Source organism: Kribbella flavida DSM 17836 (assembly GCF_000024345.1).
Lineage (GTDB): Bacteria > Actinomycetota > Actinomycetes > Propionibacteriales > Kribbellaceae > Kribbella > Kribbella flavida.
Genome location: NC_013729.1, coordinates 1,872,764 through 1,896,977 on the forward strand (window position 1 = coordinate 1,872,764; position 24,214 = coordinate 1,896,977).

Sequence of the window (24,214 nt, forward strand, 5' to 3'; positions counted from 1 at the left end):
TCAGCTGAGCTGCCTGCCTCGCCAGGCAGCTCAGTGCCGGTGCGAGCTCTCCCGCTCGATCAACCGGGCGCCGAGCGTGGTCGTGGTCGACGGCCGGCTTCCGTCGGTGATCCTTGCCAGCAGCAACCGAGCGGCCACCGTCCCGATCTCGTACGCCGGCTGCGCCACCACCGACAGCGGCGGATCCACCAGCTCCGCCCACGGCGCGTCGTCGAACGCCACGATCCCGACGTCGCGCCCCGGCCTCGTCCCCAGCTCCCGCAGCGCCTGCAGCACACCGACCGCCATCGCGCTGTTCGCGACCAGCAACGCATCCGGCGGCTCGTCGGTGTTCATCAGTTCCAGCGCCGCCCGGTGCGCCCCCGCCGCCTTGTACTCCGTACGCCGTACCAGCTTCGTCGAGCTCTTCCGCTTGCCCGCCTTCAGCGCGTCCCGATACCCCGCCAGCCGATCGTCGGCAGTACGAACTCCCGCCGGCCCGGTCAGACACCCGATCCGGTCGTACCCCTGAGCGATCAGGTGCTCGGTCGCCTGCCGCGCCGCCAGCCGGGTGTCGACCAGGACGACGTCGCTGTCCTGCTGCGGCAGGGGCCGGTCGACGGCGACGAAGGCCGTGCCGCGGGCGACCAGCTTCTGCACCGACGACGTCGTACCGGTGGGGGACAGGATCACCCCGGCGACCCGTTCCTGGATCGCGATGTCGATGTAGCGGCTCTCCTTGCCGGCGCTCTCGTCGGAGTTGCACAGCACGACCGAGTAGCCGACCTCGTGCGCGACGTCCTCGACCCCGCGCGCGATCGCGGTGAAGAACGGGTTCTCCACGTCGGAGATGATCAGCGCGACCACCGCGGCCTCCTGACGGCGCAGGTTCCGGGCCGGTCCGTTGGGCTGGTAGCCGAGCTCGCCGGCCGCCTTCCGGACCCGGGCGGCCAGGCCGGGATCGACCGTGGCCTTGCCGTTCAGGGCCCGCGAGACGGTCGCCGTGGAGACGCCGGCGAGCGCCGCGACATCGCTGATGGTGGCCATCGTCCTCCCTCCGCTGGCCCGACTCTAGCGGCCGAGTAAAGGATTACCCAGTCGTTCCCGGCCGGTGCCGGGTGGACGCAACGTACGGAACCGGCGGCGGACCGCGACGCCATGAGAAGATCGCGAGCGTGACTGCCTTGCCGAGCGTTTCCTACTCCATCACCGTTCGCCTCGAGGTGCCCGCGGGCGGTTCGACGGTGAGCAAGCTGACGACCGCCGTCGAGCAGGCCGGTGGCCTGGTGACCGCGCTCGACGTGACCGCCTCCGGCCACGAACGGCTGCGGATCGACGTGACCTGCGCGGCCGCCGACACCGCGCACGCCGGCCGGCTGGTCGAGGCGATGCGTGCGGTGCCCGGCGTCGAGATCGGCCGGGTGTCGGACCGGACCTTCCTGATGCACCTCGGCGGCAAGATCTCGATGGAGGCCAAGCACCCGATCCGCAACCGTGACGACCTGTCGATGATCTACACCCCGGGCGTGGCCCGGGTCTGCCTGGCGATCGCGGAGAACCCCGACGACGCGCGCCGGCTGACCATCAAGCGCAACAGCGTCGCGGTGGTCACCGACGGCTCGGCGGTGCTCGGCCTGGGCAACATCGGCCCGAAGGCCGCGCTGCCGGTGATGGAGGGCAAGGCCGCGCTGTTCAAGCGGTTCGCCGGCATCGACGCCTGGCCGCTGTGCCTGGACACCCAGGACCCGGACGAGATCGTCAGCATCGTGAAGGCGATCGCGCCGGGCTTCGCGGGCATCAACCTGGAGGACATCTCCGCGCCGCGCTGCTTCGAGATCGAGGCCAAGCTGCGCGAGCAGCTCGACATCCCGGTCTTCCACGACGACCAGCACGGTACGGCGGTCGTGGTCACCGCCGCGCTCTACAACGCGCTGCGCGTGGTCGGCAAGGACATCAGCAACGTCCGCGTCGTGCTGTCCGGAGCGGGCGCCGCCGGTACGGCGATCCTGAAGCTGCTGATCGCGGCCGGGGTCAAGGACACCATCGTCGCCGACATCGCCGGCGTCATCCACGTGGACCGCGACGGCCTGTCGCCGGAGCTGCGCTGGATCGCCGAGAACACGAACGCGGCGCGGTACAGCGGCGACCTCAAGGGCGCGCTGGCCGGGGCCGACGTGTTCATCGGGGTGTCGGCGCCGAACATCCTGAACGGCGACGACATCGCCACCATGAACGACAACGCGATCGTGTTCGCGCTCGCCAACCCCGACCCGGAGGTCGACCCGGCCGCGGCCGGCGAGCACGCGGCGGTCGTCGCCACCGGCCGCAGCGACTTCCCGAACCAGATCAACAACGTGCTGGTCTTCCCGGGCGTCTTCCGCGGCCTGCTCGACGCGCAGTCGTCGAAGGTGTCGCTCGACATGGAGCTGGCCGCCGCGAAGGCGCTGGCCGGCGTGGTCACCGACGACGAGCTGAACGCGAGCTACATCGTGCCGAGCGTCTTCCACCCGGAGGTGCACACGATGGTTGCGCACGCCGTCCGGGACGCGGCCGGGGGCAAGGCGCCGGCCGCCGAGGTGTTCCCGGACGACGCGCCGTCGCTCTGACCAGGTGACGGTTCCAGCGGGTTTCGCGGTCCGGGCGTGGCGGGTCGGCTTCGTGCTGGCCTGCCTGCTCCAGCTCTACGGCCTGTACGCGCCGCGCCAGGCCGGCCCCGACACGGGCCTGCCGTACGCCGACAAGGTCGGGCACTTCTTGATCTTCGCGGCGGTCGCCTACCTCGGGCTGCGGGTCGGCGTACCGGCCCGGTGGTTGCTGGCCGCACTCGTGCTGAACGCGATCGGCAGCGAGTTCATCCAGCACTACCTGCTGCCACAGCGCAGCGGCGACCCGTTCGACGCACTGGCCGATCTGCTCGGCGTGGCGGCCGGCACCTGGCTCGGCATCCGCGCCGTCCGCAGCACGAAGGTGGTGCGGCACGACATGATGGAACCATGACGGCCTCGACCCTGACCGGCTCGTTGCTCGTGGCGACCCCGCTGCTCGACGAGCCGCCCTTCCGGCGTTCGGTGATCCTGCTGCTGGACCACGACGACGACGGCGCGCTCGGCGTGGTGGTGAACCGCGCCGCCGACCTGGAGGTCGACCGGGTCCTGCCGGACTGGTCCACCACCGTCAATGAGCCGGGCGTGCTGTTCATGGGCGGCCCGGTCGGCACCGACAGCGCGCTGGCCGTCGCCGAGGTGATCGAGTCCGCCGACCCGCCCGGCTGGCGCGAGTGCTTCGGCCGGATCGGGCTGATCGACCTCGACGTGCCGCCCGCGCTGCTCGAGGGCGCCATCCAGCGGATGCGGATCTTCGCCGGGTACGCCGGCTGGTCCGGCGGTCAGCTCGAGGGCGAGATCACCGAGGGCGCCTGGTACGTCGTACCGTCGGAGCCGGACGACGTCTTCGGCCTGCGGCCCGAAGGCCTCTGGCGGCGGGTGCTACGCCGCCAGAACGACCAGATGGCGTTCCTGGCCACCTACCCGGACGACCCCACCCAGAACTGACCCGGGCCGCCCGCTCGAGGCCGCCCGGTCGCCGGTCACTCGTCGTCGTTGCCGTCCCCCTCGCCGGGGTTGAGCGACTCCCAGATCTCCTTGCACTCCGGGCAGACCGGGAACTTCTGCGGGTCCCGGCTCGGCACCCAGACCTTGCCGCACAGCGCGACCACCGGCGTCCCCATCACCATCGCCTCGGTCAGCTTGTCCTTCGGCACGTAGTGCGAGAACCGCTCGTGGTCGCCGTTGTCCAGCGTCTGCGTGCGCTCGTCGACGACCGTCTCGGCGCCGGGGGTCAACTGAGTACTCATGCCCCCGAGTGTAGGACGCCCGGCCCACCGGCCGTCGCACGTTCTCCACAGTGAACTGCCCTGTGGACAACGCCGGGGAACCGGGCAGATCACGGCATGTTCTTGGTGTGACCACATCAAGGAGGCACTATGACACTCGTGGAATCCATCGGGGACGACCGGCCAGTGCCCTGGGCGCCGAGCCGTCCACTGACCAGGGACGATCTGGACCGGATGCCGGATGACGGGCACCGGTACGAACTCATCGACGGAGCCTTGCTCATGACCCCGGCGCCGTCGTACCGGCACCAGATCGCGGTGGGCAACCTGCTCTACCGACTCATGCAAGTCTGCCCACCTGAGCTTCGCGTGCTCACTGCGCCGTTCGACGTCGCCATCTCGGACGACACCGTCCTGCAGCCTGACCTCCTCGTCGCCCGGCGGGACGACTTCACCGAGCGCGACCTGCCGAAGGCACCACTGCTGGCCGTCGAGGTGTTGTCGCCGAGCACCCGGCGGATCGACACCTTGCTCAAGTTCTCCCGGTACGAGGCGGCCGGCTGCGCGTCGTTCTGGATCGTCGACCCCGACACGCCGAGCTTGATCGTCTGGGAGATGCAGGACGGGGCATATGCCCAGGTCGCGAAGGTCTCCGGCGACGAGCCGGCGCGGCTGCGGGCGCCGTACGACGTCGAGGTGGTGCCCGCCGATCTGATTGGCTGAGCGTTCTCGGGTAACGTTCCTGCACGGCCGACAGTCGACTATCGGGGGAGTATGCCGTCCGTGGATTCGCACGTGCCAGCGACACCAGCCGTGCTTCCTCCGGCCTACCCGGACCGGGCAGCCTGGGGGACCGCCAGCAAGCTGCGCGCCTGGCAGGCGGAGGCACTGCAGCTGTACCTGGACAAGCAACCGAAGGACTTCCTGGCGGTCGCGACGCCGGGTGCCGGCAAGACGACGTTCGCGCTGACCGTGGCCTCCGAGCTGCTGCAGCGGCGGGTGATCGACCGGATCACCGTGGTGACGCCGACCGAGCACCTGAAGGTCCAGTGGGCCGAGGCGGCCGACCGGGCCGGAATCGCGATCGACCCGGCCTTCGCCGGCGGCAAGGGCCGGACCAACAAGGACTTCCAGGGCGTCGCGGTGACCTACGCCGGCGTCGCGGTGAACCCGCTGGCCTTCCGGGTCCGCACCGAGCGCTTTCGCACGCTGGTGATCCTCGACGAGGTGCACCACGGCGGTGACGCGCTCAGCTGGGGCGACGGGGTCAAGGAGGCGTTCGAGCCGGCCACCCGCCGGCTCGCGCTGACCGGGACGCCGTTCCGCAGCGACGACAACCCGATCCCTTTCGTCACCTACGAGCACGGTCACGACGGCGTCGCCCGCAGCAAGGCGGACTACACCTACGGCTACGGTCACGCGCTGCGGGACCACGTCGTCCGCCCGGTGATCTTCATGTCGTACTCCGGCGAGATGCGCTGGCGGACGAAGGCCGGCGACGAGGTCGCCGCACGGCTGGGCGAACCGCTGACCAAGGACCTCACCGCGCAGGCGCTGCGGACCGCCCTGGACCCGACCGGCGAGTGGATGCCCGCGGTGCTCGCGGCCGCCGACAAGCGGCTCACCGAGGTGCGCCGGCACATGCCGGACGCGGGTGGCCTGGTCATCTCCGGCGACCAGAACACGGCCCGTGCGTACGCGAAAACGCTGCGCGAGCTGACCGGCGAGGCGCCGACCGTGGTGCTGTCGGACGAGAAGGCGGCGAGCAAGAAGATCGCCAAGTTCTCCGCCGACGACAGCCGCTGGATGGTCGCGGTCCGAATGGTCAGCGAGGGCGTCGACGTGCCGCGGCTGGCGGTCGGCGTGTACGCGACGCCGACCTCGACGCCGCTGTTCTTCGCCCAGGCGGTCGGCCGGTTCGTCCGGGCCCGCAAGCGCGGCGAGACGGCGTCGGTGTTCGTGCCGTCGGTGACCCGGCTGCTGAGCTTCGCCGCCGAGATGGAGGTCGAGCGCGACCACGTGCTCGGCCGCAAGAACAGCGTGGAAGACGGCGACATCTTCGCCCTCGAGGACGACCTGATCAAGCAGGCGAACCAGACCGAGGCGGCCAGTGACGACCTGGAGGCGAAGTTCGAAGCCCTCGGCTCGGACGCGAGCTTCGACCGCGTCGTTTTCGACGGCGGCGACTACGGCACCGGCGGCGACCTGGCCTCCGACGAGGAGCTCGACTTCCTCGGCCTGCCCGGCCTGCTGGAGCCCGACCAGGTCCGCGAGCTGCTCCGCAAACGCCAAGCGAAGTCGGTCGCCCAGCAGAAACGCTCCCAACGTGGCACCGAGCCCGACCCAACCGCCGACGCCACCCCGACCGAGCTGGCCACCCACGAGCAGGTAGCCCTGCTCCGCCGCGAGCTCAACGGCCTGGTCGCCGCCTGGCACCACCGCACCGGCCAGCCCCACGGCGTCATCCACAACGACCTCCGCCGCAAACTAGGCGGCCCCGCCGCCGCCCACGCCTCCTCCACCCAACTCCGCGAACGGATAGAACTGATCCGGGACTGGGCCACCCAACGCCGAGCCTGACCCCAGCCCACGCTGGGCTCGGTCCAGCCGCGGTCCGGCGAGCCATGTGCGCAGTCGGCCGGTCTCTGCGGCACGCCTGCTGACTCCGCGCCTGAGGTACGCCGTGCCGACCGGGGCGTGCACGAAGTAGTCCAGCGGGGTGTCGTGGCGGCACCCCGACTTTGGGCACCGTTCGGTCGTTCTGCGCGAGCGAGAATGCCTGGTACGGGCTCAAAGTCGCAGTGGACTCCGGCGGTGCCTCGTCCTGAATGTGGATCTGCAGAGACCGAGGGCGGGCCTGTCGGGTTTGCCGTTCGGATGTGCCGCCGCGCGAGTGGTCAGGATGGTGCCAGGGACTGGGTGCCGACGACTTCCAAGAGGCGGAGGGACTGGTCTGAGGGGGAGCCGGGGTCGGCGGTGTAGAGGACTACGCGTTGGTCGCGTTCGGGGATGAGGAGGATTTCGCAGACCACGTCGATGCGGCCGACGACGGGGTGGTGGATGGTCTGGCAGAGGGTTTCCTGGGTGGCGACCTCGTGCAGGGACCAGATCTGGGCGAACTCCTCGCTGCCGGTGGTCAGATCGGTGACGAGGGCGGCGATGGACGGGTCGTCGGGGTACTTGCTGGTGGCCGCGCGCAGGTCGGCGGCGACCTGGCGGGCGAAGTCCTTGGTTGCCTGTTCGCCGAAGAGTTCGCGCTGGTTGGTGCCGGTGAGGAAGCGGAGGCGGAGCAGGTTGCGTTCGCGGCTGGGGACGGCGGAGAAGTCGGTGAGCAGGGCGGCCGCGAGCGGGTTCCAGGCCAGGACGTCGTACTTCGCGTCGAGGACCAGGCCGGGCACGTCGAGGCGGGTGAGCATGCGCAGTACGCCGGTGCGGACGTGGGCGGGTGGGCCCGGGGGCGGGGCGGGTTGTTCGCCGGCCAGGCGGAAGAGATGGTCGCGTTCGGCGGTGGAGAGGCGTAGGGCGCGGGCCAGGCCGGTGAGCACTGGGCGGGAGGGGCGCGGGCCGCGGCCCTGCTCCAGGCGGGTGTAGTAGTCGGTCGACATGGTCGCCAGCGCGGCGACCTCCTCGCGGCGCAGGCCCGGCGTACGACGGCGTAGGCCGGCCGGCAGCCCCACGTCGGAAGGGCGGAGGCGCTCGCGGCGGATGCGGAGGAAGTCCGCCAGCTGTTCCCTGTCCACGGTCCCAGGATTGCAGGACCGCGAAACCCCATCCAGGGACGCCCGGTCCCTGGCTGCACCCCCGCCTCGCCAGGGGCGCCCGCTGGGGAGCACGCGTGCTTGGGGGTGGGGCGGGTGCGCAAGCCCAGCGGGGGCCCACGTGATGGGTACGGCGTACTTCGCGTGCGCGACCGACGTGCCAGGGACTCCCGGTCCTTGGATCGGCTCGCTCTGCCTGGGGTGCTGGAACCCCTCGAAGGTAGAGGTATGACCAAGAAGATCGCGCTCGTCACGGGCGCTACCAGGGGTATCGGCAGGGAGATCGCTCGGCAGCTGGGCCAGAGCGGGCACCAGGTTGTGGTCGGGGCACGTGACCTCGGGCGGGGGCAGGCGACGGCGAAGGAGCTGGTTGCTGAGGGCATCGACGCGGTCGCGGTGCAGCTGGAGGTGACGGACCAGGAGAGCATCCAGGCGGCGGCGGAGTGGATCGGGCAGGAGTTCGGCCGGCTGGACGTGCTGGTGAACAACGCCGCGGTGATCGCCGACGGGGACGCGGCGGTCGGCGTGGTGCCGGTCGAGGCGCTGCGGCGGAGCTTCGAGGTGAACGTGGTCGCGGTGGCCGCGGTCATCCAGGCGATGCTGCCGCTGCTCAAGGCCGCGCCGGCTGCCAGGATCGTCAACCTGTCCAGCGAGCTCGCCTCGCTGACCCGGGTCGGCGATCCCGCCTCGCCGATGTCGACGATCCTGACCGCCGGCTACAACGCGTCGAAGGTCGCCGTGAACATGCTGACCGTCATGCTCGCCACCGAGCTGAGCGCCGACGGCATCTTGGTCAACGCGGCCGATCCCGGCAACTGCGCCACCGAGATGGGCGGCTGGGACGCCCCGCGGACGCCGGCGCAGGGCGCCGCGGTCGCCGTCCGGCTGGCCACGCTGCCCGCCGACGGCCCCACCGGCGAGCTGCACGCCGAGGACGGCCGTCTGCCCTGGTGAGTCCGGCCCGGTGAGCCCTGCCCTGTGAGCCCGGCCCGGTGGGCCACGCGGCTCACCGGGCCGGTCAGTCGAAGTCGAAGATCGAGTTCCGGTCGTAGAAGTGCAGCACGTACCGGCAGTTCACGCACACCATCAGGGTCATCTCGTGCGAGGTGAACCCCCACTTGGAGTCGGTCCGCGCCTCCTCCTGCTGAAATTGCGGGCAGGAGCACAGCGGGCAAGTCAGGGTCGGGGCCTGCGGCTGGTTCGTCATACCCACAGTGACGCACCGCGGCCGGCTCCGGTGCCCGGTCGCCGGAAGTGAAGTTGTGCCCAGGCGTCCGGGTGGTTTGCTCCTGACATCAGTTGCGGTGGCGCCCGCCTGCTCACCGACATCCGCCCGCTGAGGGAGTCGGTGCTGGAAGGGTTCGCCTTCCTGCGGACGGCGCCGTCGCTGCCGGCGACGTTCCTGGCCGACATCCTCGCGATGGTGTTCGCCCAGCCGCGCGCGGTGTTCCCGGCGGTCGCGGGCGCGTTCTTCGGCGGCGTGGGGACCGTCGGGCTGCTGCAGTCGGCGGTGCCGGACGAGCTGCGCGGGCGGTGGCAGGGCGTGTTCATCGTGGTGGTCGCGAGCGGACCGTGGCTCGGCGACTTCGTGGCGGGAACGACGGCCGACCGACCACGCCGACAATCGCCCTGGTCAGCGGCGCCTGCGTCTGCGTGATCGGCTTGCTGGTGCTGCTGGCCCGCAACCGCCCGTTCCGCGAGTACGACTCCGAGACCCGCGCCCTGCGCTGACCGCTCCGGTCCCAGCGCGTTCTTGTTCACCGCCCCCCGCCGATCGCACCTGGCCGGGCCGACGCGCCGGATCAGGCAGCAACCGGACCGACCGCGGTCAGCCGCCGGTGACCAGCTTCTTCAGCACGGTCGGCCAGGAGTCCATGTCGGCGGTGATCTCCCGCATCGGTTTGCCGCCGACGGTGACGATCGGCCGGTCGCCGAGCGGCTCGGTCAGCTTGATCGAGGTCAGCGAGATCGAGTCCGGCGGCGGGCACGGCGCCGAGTCGTCGACGGCCACGGTGATCTTGTCCTTGCCCTGCACCACCCGCAGGTCCGAGGCGCAGTCGACGCCGAGGCCGATCAGCAGGTCCGCCTTGTCGTACGACGGCCGGTTCTGGATCCAGTTCAGGTACTTCGGCCGCTTGTCCCGGACCAGCTGGTACGCCGGCACCGGCTGCGGGTCGGAAGCGGTGAGCTCGCCCTCGCCGTCGCCGATGAAAGTGCCGTAGATCATGTTCACGCACGGGTCGTCGACCCGGTCGTGGTCGTCGGTCGCGCCCCACGCCTTGGCGGCCTGGTAGCAGCCGTTCGCCTCGCGGTTGAGGGAGATGTTGAACCCGACCAGGGCGAGCGCCACCGCGACCAGCAGTCCGGCCAGCATCCGGCGGGACCGGACCCGGCGTTCGGACAGCCGCAGGTCGGCGCGCTCGGTGTCCTCCGGGTGCTGCTTGAACAGCCCGAGCACGTTCGTCGTCCACTGCGGGTTGATCAGCGTCGGAACCGCGTACAGCAGGATCAGCACGACCGAGACGGCGATCGCGGGAAGCAGTGCCCAGTAATTTCGCACGGCAGCAAGATACGGCGCCATCGGTCCGCGCCCGAAAAGCGGATACGCTTCGGCTGTGCCGGCAGAGACGTCCCAGACGCTCGATCGGGGACTGACCGTCCTCGAACTGCTGGCGGACGCCCCGGACGGATTGTCGATCACGGAGCTGGCCGCGTCGCTCGGCGTCAGCCGGACCGTGGTCTACCGGTTGGTGAACACGCTCGAGCTGCACCGGCTGGTCCGTCGCGACAGCGAGGGCCGGGCGCGGCTTGGGCTGGCGGTGCTGCACTACAGCCGGCGGGTCCAGCCGACGCTGCGTGACGCCGCCCTGCCCGTACTGCGTTCGCTGGCGGAGGACACCGGCGCGACGGCGCACCTCACGGTGGCCGACGGGGACGAAGCGCTCGCAATCGCGGTGATCGAGCCGAGCTGGACCGACTTCCACGTGTCGTACCGGATGGGCTCGCGGCACGCGCTCGACCAGGGCGCGGCCGGCAAGGCGATCCTGGCGGGCCGCCGGAAGCCGGATCCGGCCGGGCGGCCGTTCGTGATCACCGCCGGGGAGTTGCAGGCGGGCGCGCAGGGCGTGTCGTCGCCGGTGCTCGGCGTGCCCGGGGTCGAGGCGTCGATCGGCGTCGTGGTGCTCGGCAAGCTCGATCGCGACTTCGTCGGCCCGCGGGTGGCCCGCGCCGCCGTCGAGGTCGCCAAACGCCTCGCCTGACGAATCCGGCCACCTTCCGTCCCCGGATCGGTCCGATCGCCTTGCCTGCCGAACTTGCAGCACTGTCCAACCCCGTGGATGGTCGGGACGCCACGCCTGGACGGTGGCCGGCCGGCGAGATTACTGAGTGGTGGACGTCCGCGAAGTTGCGGCGTGCAGGAGCGGCAGGACGCGGTGCGGGATCTGCTCGGCCAGCGCGATCACCGTGGAGGCGCGCTGGATGCCGCGGACGATGACGACCTGGTCGATCACCCGCTGCAGGTCGGCGTTGGAGCGGGCCACGATCCGGCACCAGAGGTCCTCGGCGCCGGTGATCGTGTGCACCTCGAGCACCTCCGGGATCGCCGCCAGCGCCGCCGCGACCACCGTGTGCCCCGAACCCTGCTCGATCTGCAGCGTCGCGAACGCGGTCACCGGGTAGCCGATCGCGCCGGTGTCGACGTCCGGCCCCCAGCCGCGCACGACACCGTCGCGCTGCAGCCGGTCCAGCCGGGCCTGGACGGTGCCGCGGGCGACGCCGAGCCGGCGCGACGCCTCCAGCACCCCGACCCGCGGCTCGGCCGCGAACAGGTCCAGGATCCGGGCGTCCAGGGCATCCACCGACATGACATCCTCCCGAGTGGTCAGGCTGACCAAATAGTCCAACAGAAGCCTGAGAATACTGCACAAGCTGACCAGCCAAACCAGAAACTGTTGCGCAACCTGTCCGCACCGGCGAAGGTTCAGACAAGCTAGCCACCGACCGGGAGGACCGCGATGACCAGCACCGACCTCACCCCCGCCGAGCTCGACGCCGATCTGGACCTCGACCAGCTCAAGCAGCTCGTCGGCCTGGTGCCGTACGACGAGAGCACGGACCCGTTCCCGGTCACCGCGATGGACGCCGTCGTCTTCGTGGTCGGCAACGCCACCCAGACGGCGAAGTTCTACCAGCTCGCCTTCGGCATGGACCTGGTCGCGTACGCCGGTCCGGAGACGGGCAGCAAGGACGCCAAGTACTTCGTGCTGAAGGCCGGCTCGGCCCGGTTCGTCATCAGCGGCGGGGTCCGCCCCGACAGCCCGCTGCTCGATCACCACCGCAAGCACGGCGACGGCGTGGTGGACCTCGCGCTGGAGGTCCCGGACGTGGACAAGTGCGTCAAGCACGCCCGCGCGATGGGTGCCACCGTGCTGGAGGAGCCGAACGACGTGTCGGACGAGCACGGCACCGTCCGCCGGGCCGCGATCGCGGCGTACGGCGACACCCGGCACACGCTGATCGACCGCAGCCGGTACGACGGCCCGTACCTGCCCGGCTTCGTCGCCGCCACGACCGCGGTCACCCGGCCGGAGGGACACCCGAAGCGGCTGTTCCAGGCGGTCGACCACGTCGTCGGCAACGTCGAGCTGGGCAAGATGGACGAGTGGGTCGGGTTCTACAACAAGGTGATGGGCTTCGTGAACATGGCGGAGTTCATCGGCGACGACATCGCCACCGACTACTCGGCGCTGATGAGCAAGGTGGTCGCCAACGGCAACCACCGGGTCAAGTTTCCGCTGAACGAGCCGGCGATCGCGAAGAAGAAGTCGCAGATCGACGAGTTCCTGGAGTTCTACGACGGCGCCGGCGCCCAGCACATCGCGCTGGCCACCAACGACATCCTGCGTACCGTCGACATCATGCGCGCCAACGGCGTGGAGTTCCTCAACACGCCCGACTCGTACTACGAGGACCCGGAGCTGCGGGCCCGGATCGGCAACGTCCGGGCGCCGATCGAGGAGCTGCAGGCGCGCGGCATCCTGGTCGACCGGGACGAGGACGGCTACCTGCTGCAGATCTTCACCGCGCCGATCGGCGACCGGCCGACGGTGTTCTACGAGCTGATCGAGCGGCACGGCTCGCTCGGCTTCGGCAAGGGCAACTTCAAGGCGCTGTTCGAGGCCATCGAGCGCGAGCAGGAGCGCCGCGGCAACCTCTGAGCCGGTCCCTGGGCCCCCTGCCGGCATGACGCTGCGTACCGCCCCTGACACCGACAGTTTCTCGTCCGATGAACGGATTGACTGTCGGGTCAGGGGCGGTTGGCGTACGCTGCGCAATGAGTGCGCGTCGGGGCGTGCACTCAGGAAGGGTTTCCGATGAAGACACTGGGCATTCTGCTCAGCACCGCGGGCCTGGCCGCAGTGGGCGCGATCGCCCTGGCCACACCAGCACAGGCGGACGAACTCGCCTACTGCCCGGGTGCACGCACCATCTCGTCAGCGCAGGTCTACCGCGACAACAAGCCACCCGGCTGGGGTGACGTGCGGCTGGTCAAGGACAACTGCTCGCAGTACTGGGCCGAGGTGACGATGGACGCGCGGCTGCCGAGGTACGCGCTCACCAGCGCCTACCTGGTGCAGTACGGCGGGTCCAACAACGGCCGCGTCCTGTCCTGCGACAGCAGCGGCGGCACCGGGGCCGTGCAGACCGGGCAACGCACCTGCCGGACGCCGAAGGTGCGGTCGCTGGACACCAGTACGACGTTCGTCGCGATCGCCCGCGAGTTCCACAACTACGGCGGCGGCTACCAGAAGATCTCCGAGAACAGGACGGCCCGCACGCGCTGACCCGTGGGCAGACCGACACCACCGCACGCCGACCAGCTGCCATTGTCCGGCGACGCGATTAGGCTCACGCAGTATGAGTGAGGTCGTCGAGCGGCTACGTCAGGTCCTGCCCCCGGAAGCGCTGGTCACCGACCACGACCGGATGCAGAGCTACCGGTACGACCGGGCCATGTTCTGCCCGGCCGGCGAGCCGGTGGCTGTCGTGCTGGCGCGGGAGACCGCCCACGTGCAGGCGGCGGTGCGAGCCGCTGCCGAGTTCGGCGTGCCCGTGGTTCCGCAGGGCGCGCGGTCCGGCCTGTCCGGCGCGGCCAACGCGCTGGACGGCTGCGTGGTGATCTCGCTGGAGAAGATGGACCGGATCCTCCAGATCGAGCCGATCGACCGGTACGTCGTGACGCAGCCCGGCGTGTACAACGCCGTACTGTCGCGCGCCGTCGCCGAGCAGGGCCTGTTCTACCCGCCGGACCCGTCCAGCTGGGAGTTCTGCTCGATCGGCGGCAACCTGTCGACCAACTCGGGCGGTCTGTGCTGCGTGAAGTACGGCGTGACCACGGACTACGTGCTCGGCCTCGAAGTGGTGCTCGCCAGCGGCGAGGTGCTGCGGACCGGCCGGCGGACGGTCAAGGGGGTCGCGGGCTACGACCTGACCAAGTTGATGGTCGGCAGCGAGGGCACGCTGGGCATCATCACCGAGGCGACGCTGGCGTTGCGCCCGCAGACGGCCCGGCCGCGGACGATGGCGGCGCTGTTCGGCTCCGGCGTGGCGGCCGGCGAGGCGATCGTCGAGATCATCCGGTCCGGGGTCTCGCTCAGCCTGCTGGAGATCATGGACCGGACCACGATCGCCGCGGTGAACGCCTACAAGCGGATGGACCTGCCGACCGAGGCGGCCGCGATGCTGATCGCGCAGTCCGACGCCGGCGGCGAGGCGGGTGCGGCCGACATCGCGACGGTGGCCAAGCTCTGCCGCGACCACGGCGCGATCGAGTGCATCGAGGCCGACGACGAGGCCGAAGGCGACCTCCTGCTGGAGGCCCGCCGGGCCGCCCTGGTCGCGCTCGAGCAGCTGGGCACGACGATGATCGACGACGTCTGCGTCCCGCGGTCCCGGCTGGCCGACTTCATCGGCGCGGTCGAGAAGATCGCCGCCGACCTGGACATCACCGTCGGCGTGCTCGGTCACGCCGGCGACGGCAACATGCATCCGACCGTTGTGTTCGACGCGCTCGACGCCGAGCAGGCCCGCCGGGCCCAGGCGGCGTTCGACCAGATCATGGAAGCCGGGCTGGCGCTCGGCGGCACGATCACCGGGGAGCACGGCATCGGCGTGCTGAAGCGGGCGTGGCTGATCGAGGAGATCGGGCCGGTGGCCGTCGCGGTGCACCGGGCGATCAAGGCCGCGCTGGACCCGGACAACCTGCTCAACCCGGGCAAGGTGGTGGCTCTGGAGGGCGCCGACACGGTGAGGTGAGAGTTGTTGCAGCTTCTGAGACGGAACCGTTACGGAACTGCCGAGGTCATACGACGAGTGTGGCCGCCGGCTGTGACGTGGGGGCCGCACCATGGAAGGTACTTGTCTGATTTCACGGGGGATTCTTGTCAGGCGCCCGACGAGGCACACCGGTGGGCGCGCGGCTGAGGCGTACCAGGAGGCCATCCATGCGTGCTAGGCGACTGCTGCCGGCTGCGCTGGCACTGGTCGCCCTGCTGGGTGTCGCCGGCTGCGCCAACGGCGGCGGCCTGCGAGTCGAGGGCTCCGGGCCGTCGGGCTCGAGCTCGCCCGCTCCGGCCAGCCAGACCCCTCGTGTCCTGGACAACAAGGACCAGCGCACGCCGCCGGCCGTCACCGTGAGCCTGGCCCAGGTCCGGCAGAAGCTGCTCGCCGACCCCGGGCTGGAAGCGTACTTCCGTACCATCCTGGCCAAGTGCGACGTCGCCGAGCGCTGCATGACCCGTGGTGCCACCGTGAACGTGCTGGACTCCGACCGGCCACAGCTCGTGGTGTACATCCACACCATCGACAAGTTCATCTACGGCGCCGTGCTGATCGCGCTCGAAACCACCGGACCCCGGCCGGTTTGGAGTTTGCGGGCCGAGCAGTTGAAGATCAAGGCCAGCCAGCAGGGCGATCTCGTTGTCGAGTCAGGGGTCTTCGCTGCGGACGACGCCACTTGCTGCCCATCTGTAACCCGGGTCGATGTCTACCGTTGGAATGGTCGTCAGATGATCAAGGTGAGCTCGCAGGACCAAAAGGGAGACTGAACTTCGGTGGTACCGGAAGAACCGGCAGCGCGCATCCTGATGGTCGAGGACGACGCGGTGATCCGTGAGGCAACCCAGTTGACCCTCGAGCGCCACGGGTACGACGTCACCACGGCCGAGGACGGGCTCGAGGCCATCGAGACGTTCGAGAAGGTCCATCCCGACGCGGTGATGCTCGACGTGATGCTGCCCGGTCTGGACGGCATCTCGGTGTGCCGGCGGATCCGGGAGACCAGCCTGGTCCCGATCGTGATGGTGTCGGCCCGCGGAGACGCGCTGGACGTCGTCCTCGGGCTCGAGGCCGGCGCCGACGACTACGTGACCAAGCCCTTCGACACCCAGGTGCTGGTGGCCCGGTTGCGCGCGGTGATGCGGCGCGCGGTGTCGGACCCGGAGCGGCCCGCGCCGACGTCCGGCGCCGGGGTCGAGTCGTTCGGCGACCTCGAGCTGGACCGGGAGGCGCTGGAGGTCCGGCGTGGCGGCAGCACCGTGCAGCTCACCCCCACCGAGCTCAAGCTGCTGATCGAGTTCGCGAACAACCCCGGTGTGGTGCTCAGCCGGTCGACGCTGCTGCAGCGGGTCTGGGACTACGAGTGGGGCGGCGACGGCCGACTGGTCGACGTGCACCTGCAGCGGCTGCGGACCAAGATCGGCGCCGACCGGATCGAGACCGTGCGCGGGTTCGGGTACAAGCTCCGGGCCTAGCCCCGCAGCCGCCGCCCGGAAGACACCTGTGGGACTCCGCAGCAAGCTCGGTCTGATCTTCGTCCTGGTTTCCTCGTTCGCGATTCTGGTGCTGTGCGTGGCGGTCTACACCCAAGCCGAGTCGTCCCGGCTGGACCGGACGCGCAGTTTCGCCGACGAGCGGATCCAGCTCGCCGCGGACGCCTACAACCGTGACGACGTCACGGTGCTCGACTCCCGGCTGGACGACCCCGCCTTGCCGCCGCAGCTGCGGGACGCGGTCCGGCAAGGCAAGCGGGCCACCTTCAAGACCGGTTCGCCGGACGCGAAGATGTGGGCCGCGGCCGGCGTCAAGGGCGGCCGGATCCTGTCGATCGTGCAGAACTACGACACCAACGACGCGTCGATGAACGAGCTGCGCCGGGCGCTGATCCTGGGCGGCGTGGGCACGGTCGGACTGGTCGCCCTGGTCAGCGTGGTGGCGGCCGGCAGCCTGTCGCGCCGCATCGTGGCCGTCGCCGGGACGGCGCGCCGGATCGCCGGTGGTGAGCTCGACGCGTCCGCCGCCGAAGCCGTTGGCAAGGGCAACGACGAGGTCCAGGCGCTGGCGGAGGCGCTGGACACGATGGCCAGCTCGTTGCGCGCCCAGCTGGAGGCGGAGCGCAGGTTCACCGCCGACGTCGCGCACGACCTGCGGACCCCGGTCACGGGTCTGCTCACCGCGGCCGAGCTGCTGCCGCCGAGCCGGCCGAGCGAGCTGGTCCGGGACCGGGCCAAGGTCCTGCGCGGTCTGGTCGAGGACCTGCTGGAGATCGCCCGGTTCGACTCGGGCGTCGAGCAGGCCGACCTGGAGCACGTCGGTCTGGCCGCGTTCGTCGGGTCGGCGGTCGGCCGGTTGCGCATGCAGCAGTCGCTCGAGCCGGACAGCGTGGTCGTCCGGCAGGAGGGCCCGGAGCAGACGGTGTCGACCGACTCCCGCCGGGTGGAGCGGATCCTGGCCAACCTGATCGTCAACGGGCTGCGGCACGGCCGGCCACCGATCGAGGTCACCGTGCACGGGCGCACGATCGAGGTGGTCGACCACGGTCCCGGCTACCCGGAGGAATTGATTGCCGAGGGCCCGCGCCGGTTCCGGTCCGGGATGGCCGAGCGCGGGGCCGGCCACGGACTCGGGCTCACCATCGCGGTCGGGCACGCCAAGGTGCTCGGTGCCGAGCTGACCTTCGGCGCCGCGCCGGGCGGTGGGGCGCTGGCCCGGCTCGTGCTGCCGGCGACGCCCTGAGACGGAATCTTGATCCAACTTCTGCCGGCGGGGCGGCGTCTCCTCTCACGTCGGGTTCACCGGAATCCGTTACGTACGAGGGGAAACCACACCATCATGCGCATCCGTTCTCAGTTCGTCCGCCGTTCCGCCGCCGTCGTCGCAGGGCTCGCGCTGGCCGGCAGCGCCGCCGCTCTCGGCTCGCTGCAGGCCTCCGCCGCACCGTCGTCGGTGCAGGCCGTCCAGGCCGCCGCCACGGTCGCCGCCGCGCCGACCATCAGCATCAAGGCCGACCGGGCCACCGCGAAGGCGTGGAGCAAGGTCTCCTTCACCGGCAAGACCACCGGCATCGCGGCGAGCACCAAGGTCCAGGTGCAGCGGCTGGAGAACGGCAAGTGGGTCACCTTCCCGGCCACCACCAAGGTGACCAGCAAGGCGACCTACTCGGTCTGGGTGCAGAGCGGCCGCGTCGGCGTGAACAAGTTCCGCGTCGTCACCAGCAAGGCCGCCAGCTCGGCAGTCAGCATCACCATCGTCAAGTGACGCCCTGAAGCCACAGCAGCGGCGGTCACCTTCCGGGGGCGGGAGGTGCCGTCGCTGCTGTGCTGATTCGGTGGGTCGGCTCAGCCCGCGGTCGGGGCGATCCGGCCGGTGACCTCGCCGAGGCCGATCCGGCGACCGTCGGACGTGGTGGCCCAGCCGGTGATGGAGACCTCGTCACCGTCCTGCAGGAAGGTTCGTTGCTCGCCGTTCACGACGACCGGCTCGCGACCACCCCAGGTCAGCTCGATGAACGATCCGCGCTGGTCCTTCTCCGGCCCGCTGACCGTGCCGGACGCGAACAGGTCGCCGGTCCGCACCGAGGCTCCGTTGACCGACAGGTGGGCGAGCATCTGCGCCGGGGACCAGTACATGCCCTTGTACGGCGGGCTGCTGACCAGCTGGCCGTTCCAGCGGACCTCGAAGGTGATGTCGTGGTTCACCAGCTCGGAGCCGGCCAGGTACGGCAGGACGGGCGGGTCCTGCGGCCCCAGCGGCACCACGGAGTCCTTGAGCGCCTCCAGCGACACCACCCACGGCGAGATCGAGGTGGCGAAGGACTTGCCCAGGAACGGCCCGAGCGGCACGTACTCCCAGGCCTGCAGGTCGCGGGCGGACCAGTCGTTCACCAGCACCACGCCGTACACGTGCTCTTCGAACGCGTCGACAGGGACCGGGCGGCCGAGCGTGGACGGCGTACCGACGACGAAGCCGAGCTCGACCTCGATGTCCAGCCGCGCCGACGGCCCGTACGCCGGGACGTCGGCGCCGGGCGGTTTGCGCTGGCCGCTCGGCCGCACGATCTCGGTGCCACTGGCAACGACCGTGCCGGCCCGGCCGTGGTAGCCGACGGGCAGGTGCTTCCAGTTCGGCAGCAGCGGTTCGGAGTCCGGGCGGAACAGCCGGCCGAGGTTGGTCGCGTGCGTCTCGGAGGCGTAGAAGTCGACGTAGTCGGCGACCTCGAACGGCAGTTGCAGGGTGACGGCCGAGCGGGGGATCAGGTGCGGTTCGACCGCGTCGCGCTCGGCGGTGTTGCGGACCAGTTCGAGCAGCCACTCGCGGGTCGCGCGCCAGGCGGGGCGGCCGAGCGCGAGGAAGGCGTTCAGCGTCGGCTGCGCGAACAGCTGGGAGCCGTCCAGCATCTGCGCGGAGGCGACCGGGGCCAGATCGATCAGGTGGTCGCCGATCGCGGCGCCGATCCGCGGCTCCTCGTCGCCGAGCCGGAACACGCCGAGCGGCAGGTTGTCCGGCCCGAACGGCGAGTTGTCGGGGATGTCGATCCAGGTCACAGGGCCTCCCGGCGAAGTCGGTCGAGCGGTCGTCAGCGGCGATCAGCCGGCCAGGGGTGGCCTGCTGTCGGCTAGGTACAGCGGTGGTCAGCTCAGCAGGCCGAGCGCGGCCAGGTCCTGCCGCGGCTCCTCGATGCTGCACGAGCCGAACGAGGTGAACCACTTGCGCGTGCCGGCCACCTGCTGCTCGGTGAGCTCGCGGGCCCGGGCGGCGAGCGCCTCGCCGTCGCGATCCTCCAGCACGGCGGTCACCTCGTCCACCTCGGCGCCGTCGAGCGAGGCCCGGGTGGCGAGCAGCACGTTGAGGAAGCCGTGGTGCTCGAAGCCGGTGTCCGAGGCGGTGTGCCGGACCGCGTTGTGCAGACCGGCGGTGCATTTGAACGCGACCTCGCGGTCCAGGCACGCGGTGATGAACGCGGCGATCTGGCCGGCCGACGGGAAGAGGGCGGCATCGAGTCCGCCGGTGCGCAGCTTGGCCGAGTAGCCGGCGTCGGCGATCACGTCGAGCGCCCGCTGCCACCCGCCGTCCAGGCCGACCTCGACGAACGCGTTCTCCTCGTCGAGGCAGTCGTCGCAGGCCCGGACCACCCGGAGCGCGTTGCGGGACAGGTCGTCCTCGGCGCGCAGCCGGACCTCGACCGCGGTCACGGTGACGTCGGCCGAGCGGTCGCCGTACCGGACGGCCGGCGCGATGCCGCCGGCGCCGCCGGTGATCACCACGGCGACCTCCAGCGGTCCGCCGGTCGCGGCGGCCCCGGCGGCGACCTTCATCAGGTCTTCGTCGGTGCAGACGAACGGGCCGACCAGTTCGGCGTACGGCGCGCTGCGGTGGGCGCGGTGCGCGGCCAACGCCTCGGGCAGCGGGAGGTTCCCGGGCGGGAACGTCGCGGCGTCGTCGACCAGGTGCCGGAACAGGGCTGGGACGGTTGACATGCCCCGAAGCCTAACGGATGCTTTCGGTAAGCGGACACAAGCGTTCGATAAACGTACAACGGAGTTCGGCGCGGAAGAAGGAGTCATGGCGTACTACCGGCAGGTCGGCGAGATCCCCCCGAAGCGGCACACCCAGTTCCGGAAACCGGACGGCGGGCTCTACTACGAGGAGCTGATGGGCGAGGAAGGCTTCTCGTCGGACTCGTCGCTGCTGTACCACGCGGGCGTGCCGTCGGCGATCGTCGACTCCCAGGTCTGGCAGCTGCCGGACCTCAGCACCACGCCGAACCACCCGCTGACGCCGCGGCACCTCAAACTGCACGACCTGTTCCCCGGCACCAGCGGACACAACGTGGTCGAGCACCGCCGGCTGGTGCTGGGCAACGGCGACGTCCGGATCTCGTACGTCGCCGCGGCCGAGCCGTCGCCGTACTACCGCAACGCGATCGGCGACGAGTGCGTGTACCTCGAGAAGGGCTCGGCCACCGTCGAGACCGTGTTCGGGGTGCTGGAGGCGCGCGAGGGCGACTACGTGGTGATCCCGCGGGCGACGACGCAGCGCTGGCTGCCCGGCGCCGACGGGGTGCACGCGTACTGCATCGAGGCGAACAGCCACATCGCGCCGCCGAAGCGGTACCTGTCGCGGTACGGGCAGTTCCTGGAGCACGCGCCGTACTGCGAGCGCGACCTGCACACGCCGGGTACGCCGTACGTGGTGGACGGCACGGACGTCGAGGTGCTGGTGAAGCACCGGGGCCACGGGCCGGGCGGGATCGTCGGCAGCCGGATGACGTACGCGACGCATCCGTTCGACGTGGTCGGGTGGGACGGGTGCCTGTACCCGTACACCTTCAACGTGAGCGACTTCGAGCCGATCACCGGGCGGATCCACCAGCCGCCGCCGGTGCACCAGGTGTTCGAGGCGAACAACTTCGTGATCTGCAACTTCGTGCCGCGCAAGGTGGACTACCACCCGCTGTCGGTGCCGGTGCCGTACTACCACTCGAACGTGGACTCCGACGAGGTGATGTTCTACTGCGGCGGCGACTACGAAGCGCGCAAGGGGTCGGGGATCGGACTGGGGTCGATCTCGCTGCATCCCGGCGGCTACGCGCACGGGCCGCAGCCGGCAGCCATCGAGGCGTCGCTGGGGGCGGAGCGGTTCGAGGAGCTCGCGGTGATGGTGGATACGTTCCGGCCGTTGGAGCTGGGCGAGGGCGGGGTTGCGGTCGACGACGGGGTGTACGCGTGGACTTGGGCCGGGCGACGGTTGGGGTGACGTAGTTCTTCTCCCCCGCGGGCTCCTACGCTCGCTACGGCGCCTGCTCCCTCCGCCTTTTCACCTGCGAGCTTGCTCGCGTGACCGTCGTCCGGCCGGGCGGTTCGTGTCGAAGCGCGAGGGGACCCCCGGTCGACGAGACTAGGGGGATGAGCGAGCAGGTACCGGTGCAGACGTTTGTGGTCGGCATCGATCGGGAGGCGGTACTGCGGCGGCGGGCGGTGGTGCGCCGGCGGACTCGGTGGGGGGCCTGGGTGACGTCGGGGATCGGTGCCGTTGGCATCGGCGTGGCGGTGTACGCGCTGGTTGCGTTCCGGGGGTCGGGGATGTGGCCGTTCATGGTGCTGCTGATCGCGAGCATGGTGCCGCTGGTTGCCAGTACGGTCCTCGCCCTGCGGCTCGACCGGGATCGGCAGGCCTGGTACGCCGCCAACGAACTGCCGCCGGTCGCGATCCGGATGTCGCCGAAGGGGCTGGAGCTGGCCCCGGAGGGGGCGTCGTACCCGGTGCTGCTGCCGTGGGCGACGGTGCGGGGGTTCGAGCAGGTGAAGATCTTCGGTCAGTACGTGCTGGAGCTGCGGCTGCAGCGGGGTGTCGGTGCGACCACGGCGGGAGTGCGGGGCCTGGACCAGCCGGCGGTGCGGTCGCTGGTGAAGCCGCATCCGCTGCTGCGACCGATCGGCATGTTCGCGGTGAGTGCGCTCGACCAGCCGGTGCACGTCATCGACCAGGCGCTCAAACACTTCTCCGGCGGCACGGCCGAAGTCCTGCGCTGACCATCCGACGAAGCGTGCAGCGGAGAGATGACGGACAACGATGACCGGACGGTCCGGCTGAGCGTGCTCGGCACGACCGACCTGCACGGCAACGTCTTCAACTGGGACTACTTCAAGAACACCGAGTACGACGACTCCGCGCACAACGACATCGGCCTGGCCAAGATCTCCACCCTGGTCAAGGCGGTCCGGGCCCGGATCGCGGCCGAGCGGCGTACGCCGGCGCCGCTGCTGCTGGACGCCGGGGACACCATCCAGGGCACACCGCTGGCCTATTACTTCGCGAAGATCGACCCGATCACCGACGGTCACCTGCACCCGATGGCCGCGGCGATGAACGAGATCGGCTACGACGCGGCGGCGCTGGGCAACCACGAGTTCAACTACGGCCTCGACGTCCTGCGCACGTTCCAGCGCCAGCTGGACTTCCCGCTGCTCGGCGCGAACGCACAGGCCTGGACCACTGGGCTGCCGGTCTTTCCGCCGTACATGCTGAAGCGGGTGCACGTGCCGGGCGCCGGCCGGCCGGTCACCGTCGGCATCCTCGGCCTGACCAACCCGGGCATCGCGATCTGGGACAAGGCGACGGTGCAGAACAAGGTGAGGTTCGGCGGCATCGTCGAGCTCGCGAAGGTGTGGGTGCCGCGGGTCCGCCGGGCCGGCGCCGACGTGGTCATCGTGTCCGCCCACTCCGGGATCGAGCTCTCCTCGTCGTACGGCGACGCCTTGCCGGTGCCGGAGAACGCGTCCGGGCTGATGGCCGAGCAGGTGCCCGGCATCGACGCGGTCCTGGTCGGGCACGCGCACCAGGAAGTGCCCGAGCGGTTCGTCACCAACCAGCAGACCGGCGAGCAGGTGGTGCTGGTCGAGCCGCTGAAATGGGGCATGCGGCTTGCCCGGATCGACCTGGATCTGCGGCAGGAGCACGGTCGCTGGAAGGTCGTCGGCCGGCACAGCCAAGTGCTCAACGCGAACACGGTCGAGGCCGATCCGACGGTCGTCCGGCTGCTGCGGAAGGACCACGACCAGGTGGTCAGCTACGTGAACTCCAAGATCGGCACCTGCTCCACCGCGATGTCCGCGGCGACCGCGCCCTGGCAGGACACCGCCGCGCTGGACTTCGTCAACTTCGTCCAGGCCGACGCGGTCGCCAAGGCGCTCGCCGGTACGCCGGAGGCCGCGCTGCCGGTGCTCGCGATCGCGGCGCCGTTCAACCGGGCGGCGGCGATCCCGGCCGGCGAGGTGTCCGTGCGGGACGTGGCGGGGCTGTACGTCTTCGACAACACACTGGTCGCGGTGCAGCTGACCGGCGCCCAGGTGCAGGAGTACCTGGAGTTCAGCGCGCGGTACTTCCGGCAGGTCAGCGGGACCGGCCCGTTCCGGTCCGACCAGGTGACGAACGCGCCGACCCCGACCGCGCCGAACGGTACGCCGGACTACAACTACGACATCCTCGGCGGACTGACCGAGCCGCTCAGCTACACGATCGACATCGCCAAGCCGGTCGGTTCCCGGATCGCCGACCTCAGCTACGGCGGCGCACCGGTCACCCCGGAGCAGCAGTTTGTTGTTGCCGTCAACAACTACCGGCAGTCGGGCAGTGGCAACTTCCCGCACATCGCCAAGGCGCCGGTGCTCTACAACCGTCAGGTGGAGATCCGCCAGCTGATGATCGACTACGTCACCACGACGGGTTCGGTCGACCCGGCGGTGTTCGCCGGCACCGACTGGTCGCTGACCGCCAACGGCGCGCCGGTGCTCGTCACCGCGTGACT

The 24,214-nt window shown here is 70.5% G+C and carries 26 protein-coding genes; 18 read left to right on the plus strand and 8 right to left on the minus strand.

The window, feature by feature from the left end; genetic code table 11:
• Positions 1-30: 30 nt before the first annotated feature.
• Positions 31-1,026, minus strand: a complete 996-nt coding sequence (locus KFLA_RS08770) for a LacI family DNA-binding transcriptional regulator (protein WP_012919428.1) — start codon at positions 1,024-1,026, stop codon at positions 31-33.
• A gap of 128 nt (positions 1,027-1,154) precedes the next feature.
• Here KFLA_RS08770 and KFLA_RS08775 point away from each other — a divergent pair, with 128 nt between their 5' ends.
• The 3 genes from KFLA_RS08775 to KFLA_RS08785 are packed head-to-tail and all read left to right on the plus strand — an operon-like array spanning position 1,155 to position 3,530.
• On the plus strand, positions 1,155-2,585 hold the full coding sequence (locus KFLA_RS08775; RefSeq protein ID WP_012919429.1) for an NAD-dependent malic enzyme: 1,431 nt from the start codon (positions 1,155-1,157) through the stop codon (positions 2,583-2,585).
• Between the two features lie 4 nt (positions 2,586-2,589).
• Positions 2,590-2,976: a VanZ family protein gene (locus KFLA_RS08780; protein ID WP_012919430.1), complete on the plus strand. Its 387-nt coding sequence runs from the start codon at positions 2,590-2,592 to the stop codon at positions 2,974-2,976.
• Positions 2,973-3,530: a YqgE/AlgH family protein gene (locus KFLA_RS08785; protein ID WP_012919431.1), complete on the plus strand. Its 558-nt coding sequence runs from the start codon at positions 2,973-2,975 to the stop codon at positions 3,528-3,530. Before KFLA_RS08780 ends, KFLA_RS08785 begins: the two co-directional genes overlap by 4 nt.
• Positions 3,531-3,565: 35 nt before the next feature.
• Here KFLA_RS08785 and KFLA_RS08790 read toward each other — a convergent pair whose 3' ends face one another.
• On the minus strand, positions 3,566-3,832 hold the full coding sequence (locus KFLA_RS08790; protein ID WP_012919432.1) for a DUF3039 domain-containing protein: 267 nt from the start codon (positions 3,830-3,832) through the stop codon (positions 3,566-3,568).
• Positions 3,833-3,961: 129 nt separating this feature from the next.
• On the opposite strand from KFLA_RS08790, the gene KFLA_RS08795 reads away from it, so the two are divergent.
• Both KFLA_RS08795 and KFLA_RS08800 read left to right on the plus strand, forming a co-directional pair.
• The gene (locus KFLA_RS08795) at positions 3,962-4,534 is read left to right on the plus strand and encodes a Uma2 family endonuclease (protein ID WP_012919433.1); all 573 of its coding nucleotides are present in this window, start codon (positions 3,962-3,964) and stop codon (positions 4,532-4,534) included.
• A gap of 51 nt (positions 4,535-4,585) precedes the next feature.
• Positions 4,586-6,391 (plus strand): DEAD/DEAH box helicase, encoded by a 1,806-nt coding sequence (locus KFLA_RS08800; RefSeq protein WP_049797289.1) that lies wholly within the window; start codon positions 4,586-4,588, stop codon positions 6,389-6,391.
• Positions 6,392-6,708: 317 nt separating this feature from the next.
• Here KFLA_RS08800 and KFLA_RS08805 read toward each other — a convergent pair whose 3' ends face one another.
• Positions 6,709-7,551, minus strand: a complete 843-nt coding sequence (locus KFLA_RS08805) for a helix-turn-helix transcriptional regulator (RefSeq protein ID WP_012919435.1) — start codon at positions 7,549-7,551, stop codon at positions 6,709-6,711.
• 246 nt (positions 7,552-7,797) lie between these two features.
• Between KFLA_RS08805 and KFLA_RS08810 the strand changes: the two genes are divergently transcribed.
• Positions 7,798-8,523, plus strand: coding sequence for an SDR family oxidoreductase (locus KFLA_RS08810; protein WP_012919436.1), 726 nt, complete (start codon positions 7,798-7,800; stop codon positions 8,521-8,523).
• Positions 8,524-8,587: 64 nt separating this feature from the next.
• Here the strand turns inward: KFLA_RS08810 and KFLA_RS08815 are convergent, their stop codons facing one another.
• Entirely contained in the window at positions 8,588-8,776 is a 189-nt protein-coding gene (locus tag KFLA_RS08815; RefSeq protein ID WP_012919437.1) for a hypothetical protein, read from the minus strand.
• 141 nt (positions 8,777-8,917) lie between these two features.
• On the opposite strand from KFLA_RS08815, the gene KFLA_RS08820 reads away from it, so the two are divergent.
• Positions 8,918-9,226 (plus strand): hypothetical protein, encoded by a 309-nt coding sequence (locus KFLA_RS08820; RefSeq protein WP_041289214.1) that lies wholly within the window; start codon positions 8,918-8,920, stop codon positions 9,224-9,226.
• Positions 9,227-9,397: 171 nt separating this feature from the next.
• Here KFLA_RS08820 and KFLA_RS08825 read toward each other — a convergent pair whose 3' ends face one another.
• Positions 9,398-10,129 carry a hypothetical protein gene (locus tag KFLA_RS08825; protein WP_237706757.1) on the minus strand — a complete coding sequence of 244 codons (732 nt, stop codon included), beginning with the start codon at positions 10,127-10,129 and terminating at the stop codon, positions 9,398-9,400.
• 55 nt (positions 10,130-10,184) lie between these two features.
• Between KFLA_RS08825 and KFLA_RS08830 the strand changes: the two genes are divergently transcribed.
• Positions 10,185-10,829, plus strand: a complete 645-nt coding sequence (locus tag KFLA_RS08830) for an IclR family transcriptional regulator (RefSeq protein ID WP_012919439.1) — start codon at positions 10,185-10,187, stop codon at positions 10,827-10,829.
• Between the two features lie 120 nt (positions 10,830-10,949).
• Here KFLA_RS08830 and KFLA_RS08835 read toward each other — a convergent pair whose 3' ends face one another.
• Positions 10,950-11,435: an Lrp/AsnC family transcriptional regulator gene (locus KFLA_RS08835; protein ID WP_012919440.1), complete on the minus strand. Its 486-nt coding sequence runs from the start codon at positions 11,433-11,435 to the stop codon at positions 10,950-10,952.
• Between the two features lie 150 nt (positions 11,436-11,585).
• On the opposite strand from KFLA_RS08835, the gene hppD reads away from it, so the two are divergent.
• From hppD to KFLA_RS08870, 7 genes are all read left to right on the plus strand, one after another.
• Positions 11,586-12,788, plus strand: coding sequence for a 4-hydroxyphenylpyruvate dioxygenase (gene hppD, locus KFLA_RS08840; protein WP_012919441.1), 1,203 nt, complete (start codon positions 11,586-11,588; stop codon positions 12,786-12,788).
• A 156-nt stretch (positions 12,789-12,944) separates the two neighbouring features.
• Positions 12,945-13,415, plus strand: coding sequence for a DUF2690 domain-containing protein (locus tag KFLA_RS08845; RefSeq protein ID WP_012919442.1), 471 nt, complete (start codon positions 12,945-12,947; stop codon positions 13,413-13,415).
• A gap of 73 nt (positions 13,416-13,488) precedes the next feature.
• Positions 13,489-14,886: an FAD-binding oxidoreductase gene (locus KFLA_RS08850; protein WP_012919443.1), complete on the plus strand. Its 1,398-nt coding sequence runs from the start codon at positions 13,489-13,491 to the stop codon at positions 14,884-14,886.
• Between the two features lie 152 nt (positions 14,887-15,038).
• Positions 15,039-15,677, plus strand: coding sequence for a hypothetical protein (locus KFLA_RS08855; protein ID WP_237706758.1), 639 nt, complete (start codon positions 15,039-15,041; stop codon positions 15,675-15,677).
• Positions 15,678-15,683: 6 nt separating this feature from the next.
• A complete protein-coding gene (gene cseB, locus KFLA_RS08860; RefSeq protein ID WP_012919445.1) occupies positions 15,684-16,382 on the plus strand; it encodes a two-component system response regulator CseB in 699 nt (232 codons plus the stop codon).
• Between the two features lie 28 nt (positions 16,383-16,410).
• On the plus strand, positions 16,411-17,643 hold the full coding sequence (locus KFLA_RS08865; protein ID WP_012919446.1) for a HAMP domain-containing sensor histidine kinase: 1,233 nt from the start codon (positions 16,411-16,413) through the stop codon (positions 17,641-17,643).
• A gap of 96 nt (positions 17,644-17,739) precedes the next feature.
• Complete coding sequence (locus KFLA_RS08870; protein WP_012919447.1) at positions 17,740-18,165, plus strand: hypothetical protein; 426 nt, start codon at positions 17,740-17,742, stop codon at positions 18,163-18,165.
• Between the two features lie 80 nt (positions 18,166-18,245).
• Here the strand turns inward: KFLA_RS08870 and fahA are convergent, their stop codons facing one another.
• A complete protein-coding gene (gene fahA, locus KFLA_RS08875) occupies positions 18,246-19,451 on the minus strand; it encodes a fumarylacetoacetase (protein ID WP_012919448.1) in 1,206 nt (401 codons plus the stop codon).
• 87 nt (positions 19,452-19,538) lie between these two features.
• Entirely contained in the window at positions 19,539-20,384 is an 846-nt protein-coding gene (locus tag KFLA_RS08880) for a hypothetical protein (RefSeq protein ID WP_012919449.1), read from the minus strand.
• A gap of 85 nt (positions 20,385-20,469) precedes the next feature.
• Between KFLA_RS08880 and KFLA_RS08885 the strand changes: the two genes are divergently transcribed.
• The 3 genes from KFLA_RS08885 to KFLA_RS08895 all read left to right on the plus strand — a co-directional run bounded on the left by KFLA_RS08885 (position 20,470) and on the right by KFLA_RS08895 (position 24,212).
• Positions 20,470-21,663, plus strand: a complete 1,194-nt coding sequence (locus KFLA_RS08885; protein ID WP_012919450.1) for a homogentisate 1,2-dioxygenase — start codon at positions 20,470-20,472, stop codon at positions 21,661-21,663.
• 149 nt (positions 21,664-21,812) lie between these two features.
• Positions 21,813-22,439, plus strand: coding sequence for a hypothetical protein (locus KFLA_RS08890; RefSeq protein ID WP_012919451.1), 627 nt, complete (start codon positions 21,813-21,815; stop codon positions 22,437-22,439).
• Positions 22,440-22,466: 27 nt separating this feature from the next.
• A complete protein-coding gene (locus KFLA_RS08895; RefSeq protein WP_012919452.1) occupies positions 22,467-24,212 on the plus strand; it encodes a bifunctional metallophosphatase/5'-nucleotidase in 1,746 nt (581 codons plus the stop codon).
• The last annotated feature ends 2 nt before the right edge of the window (positions 24,213-24,214 follow it).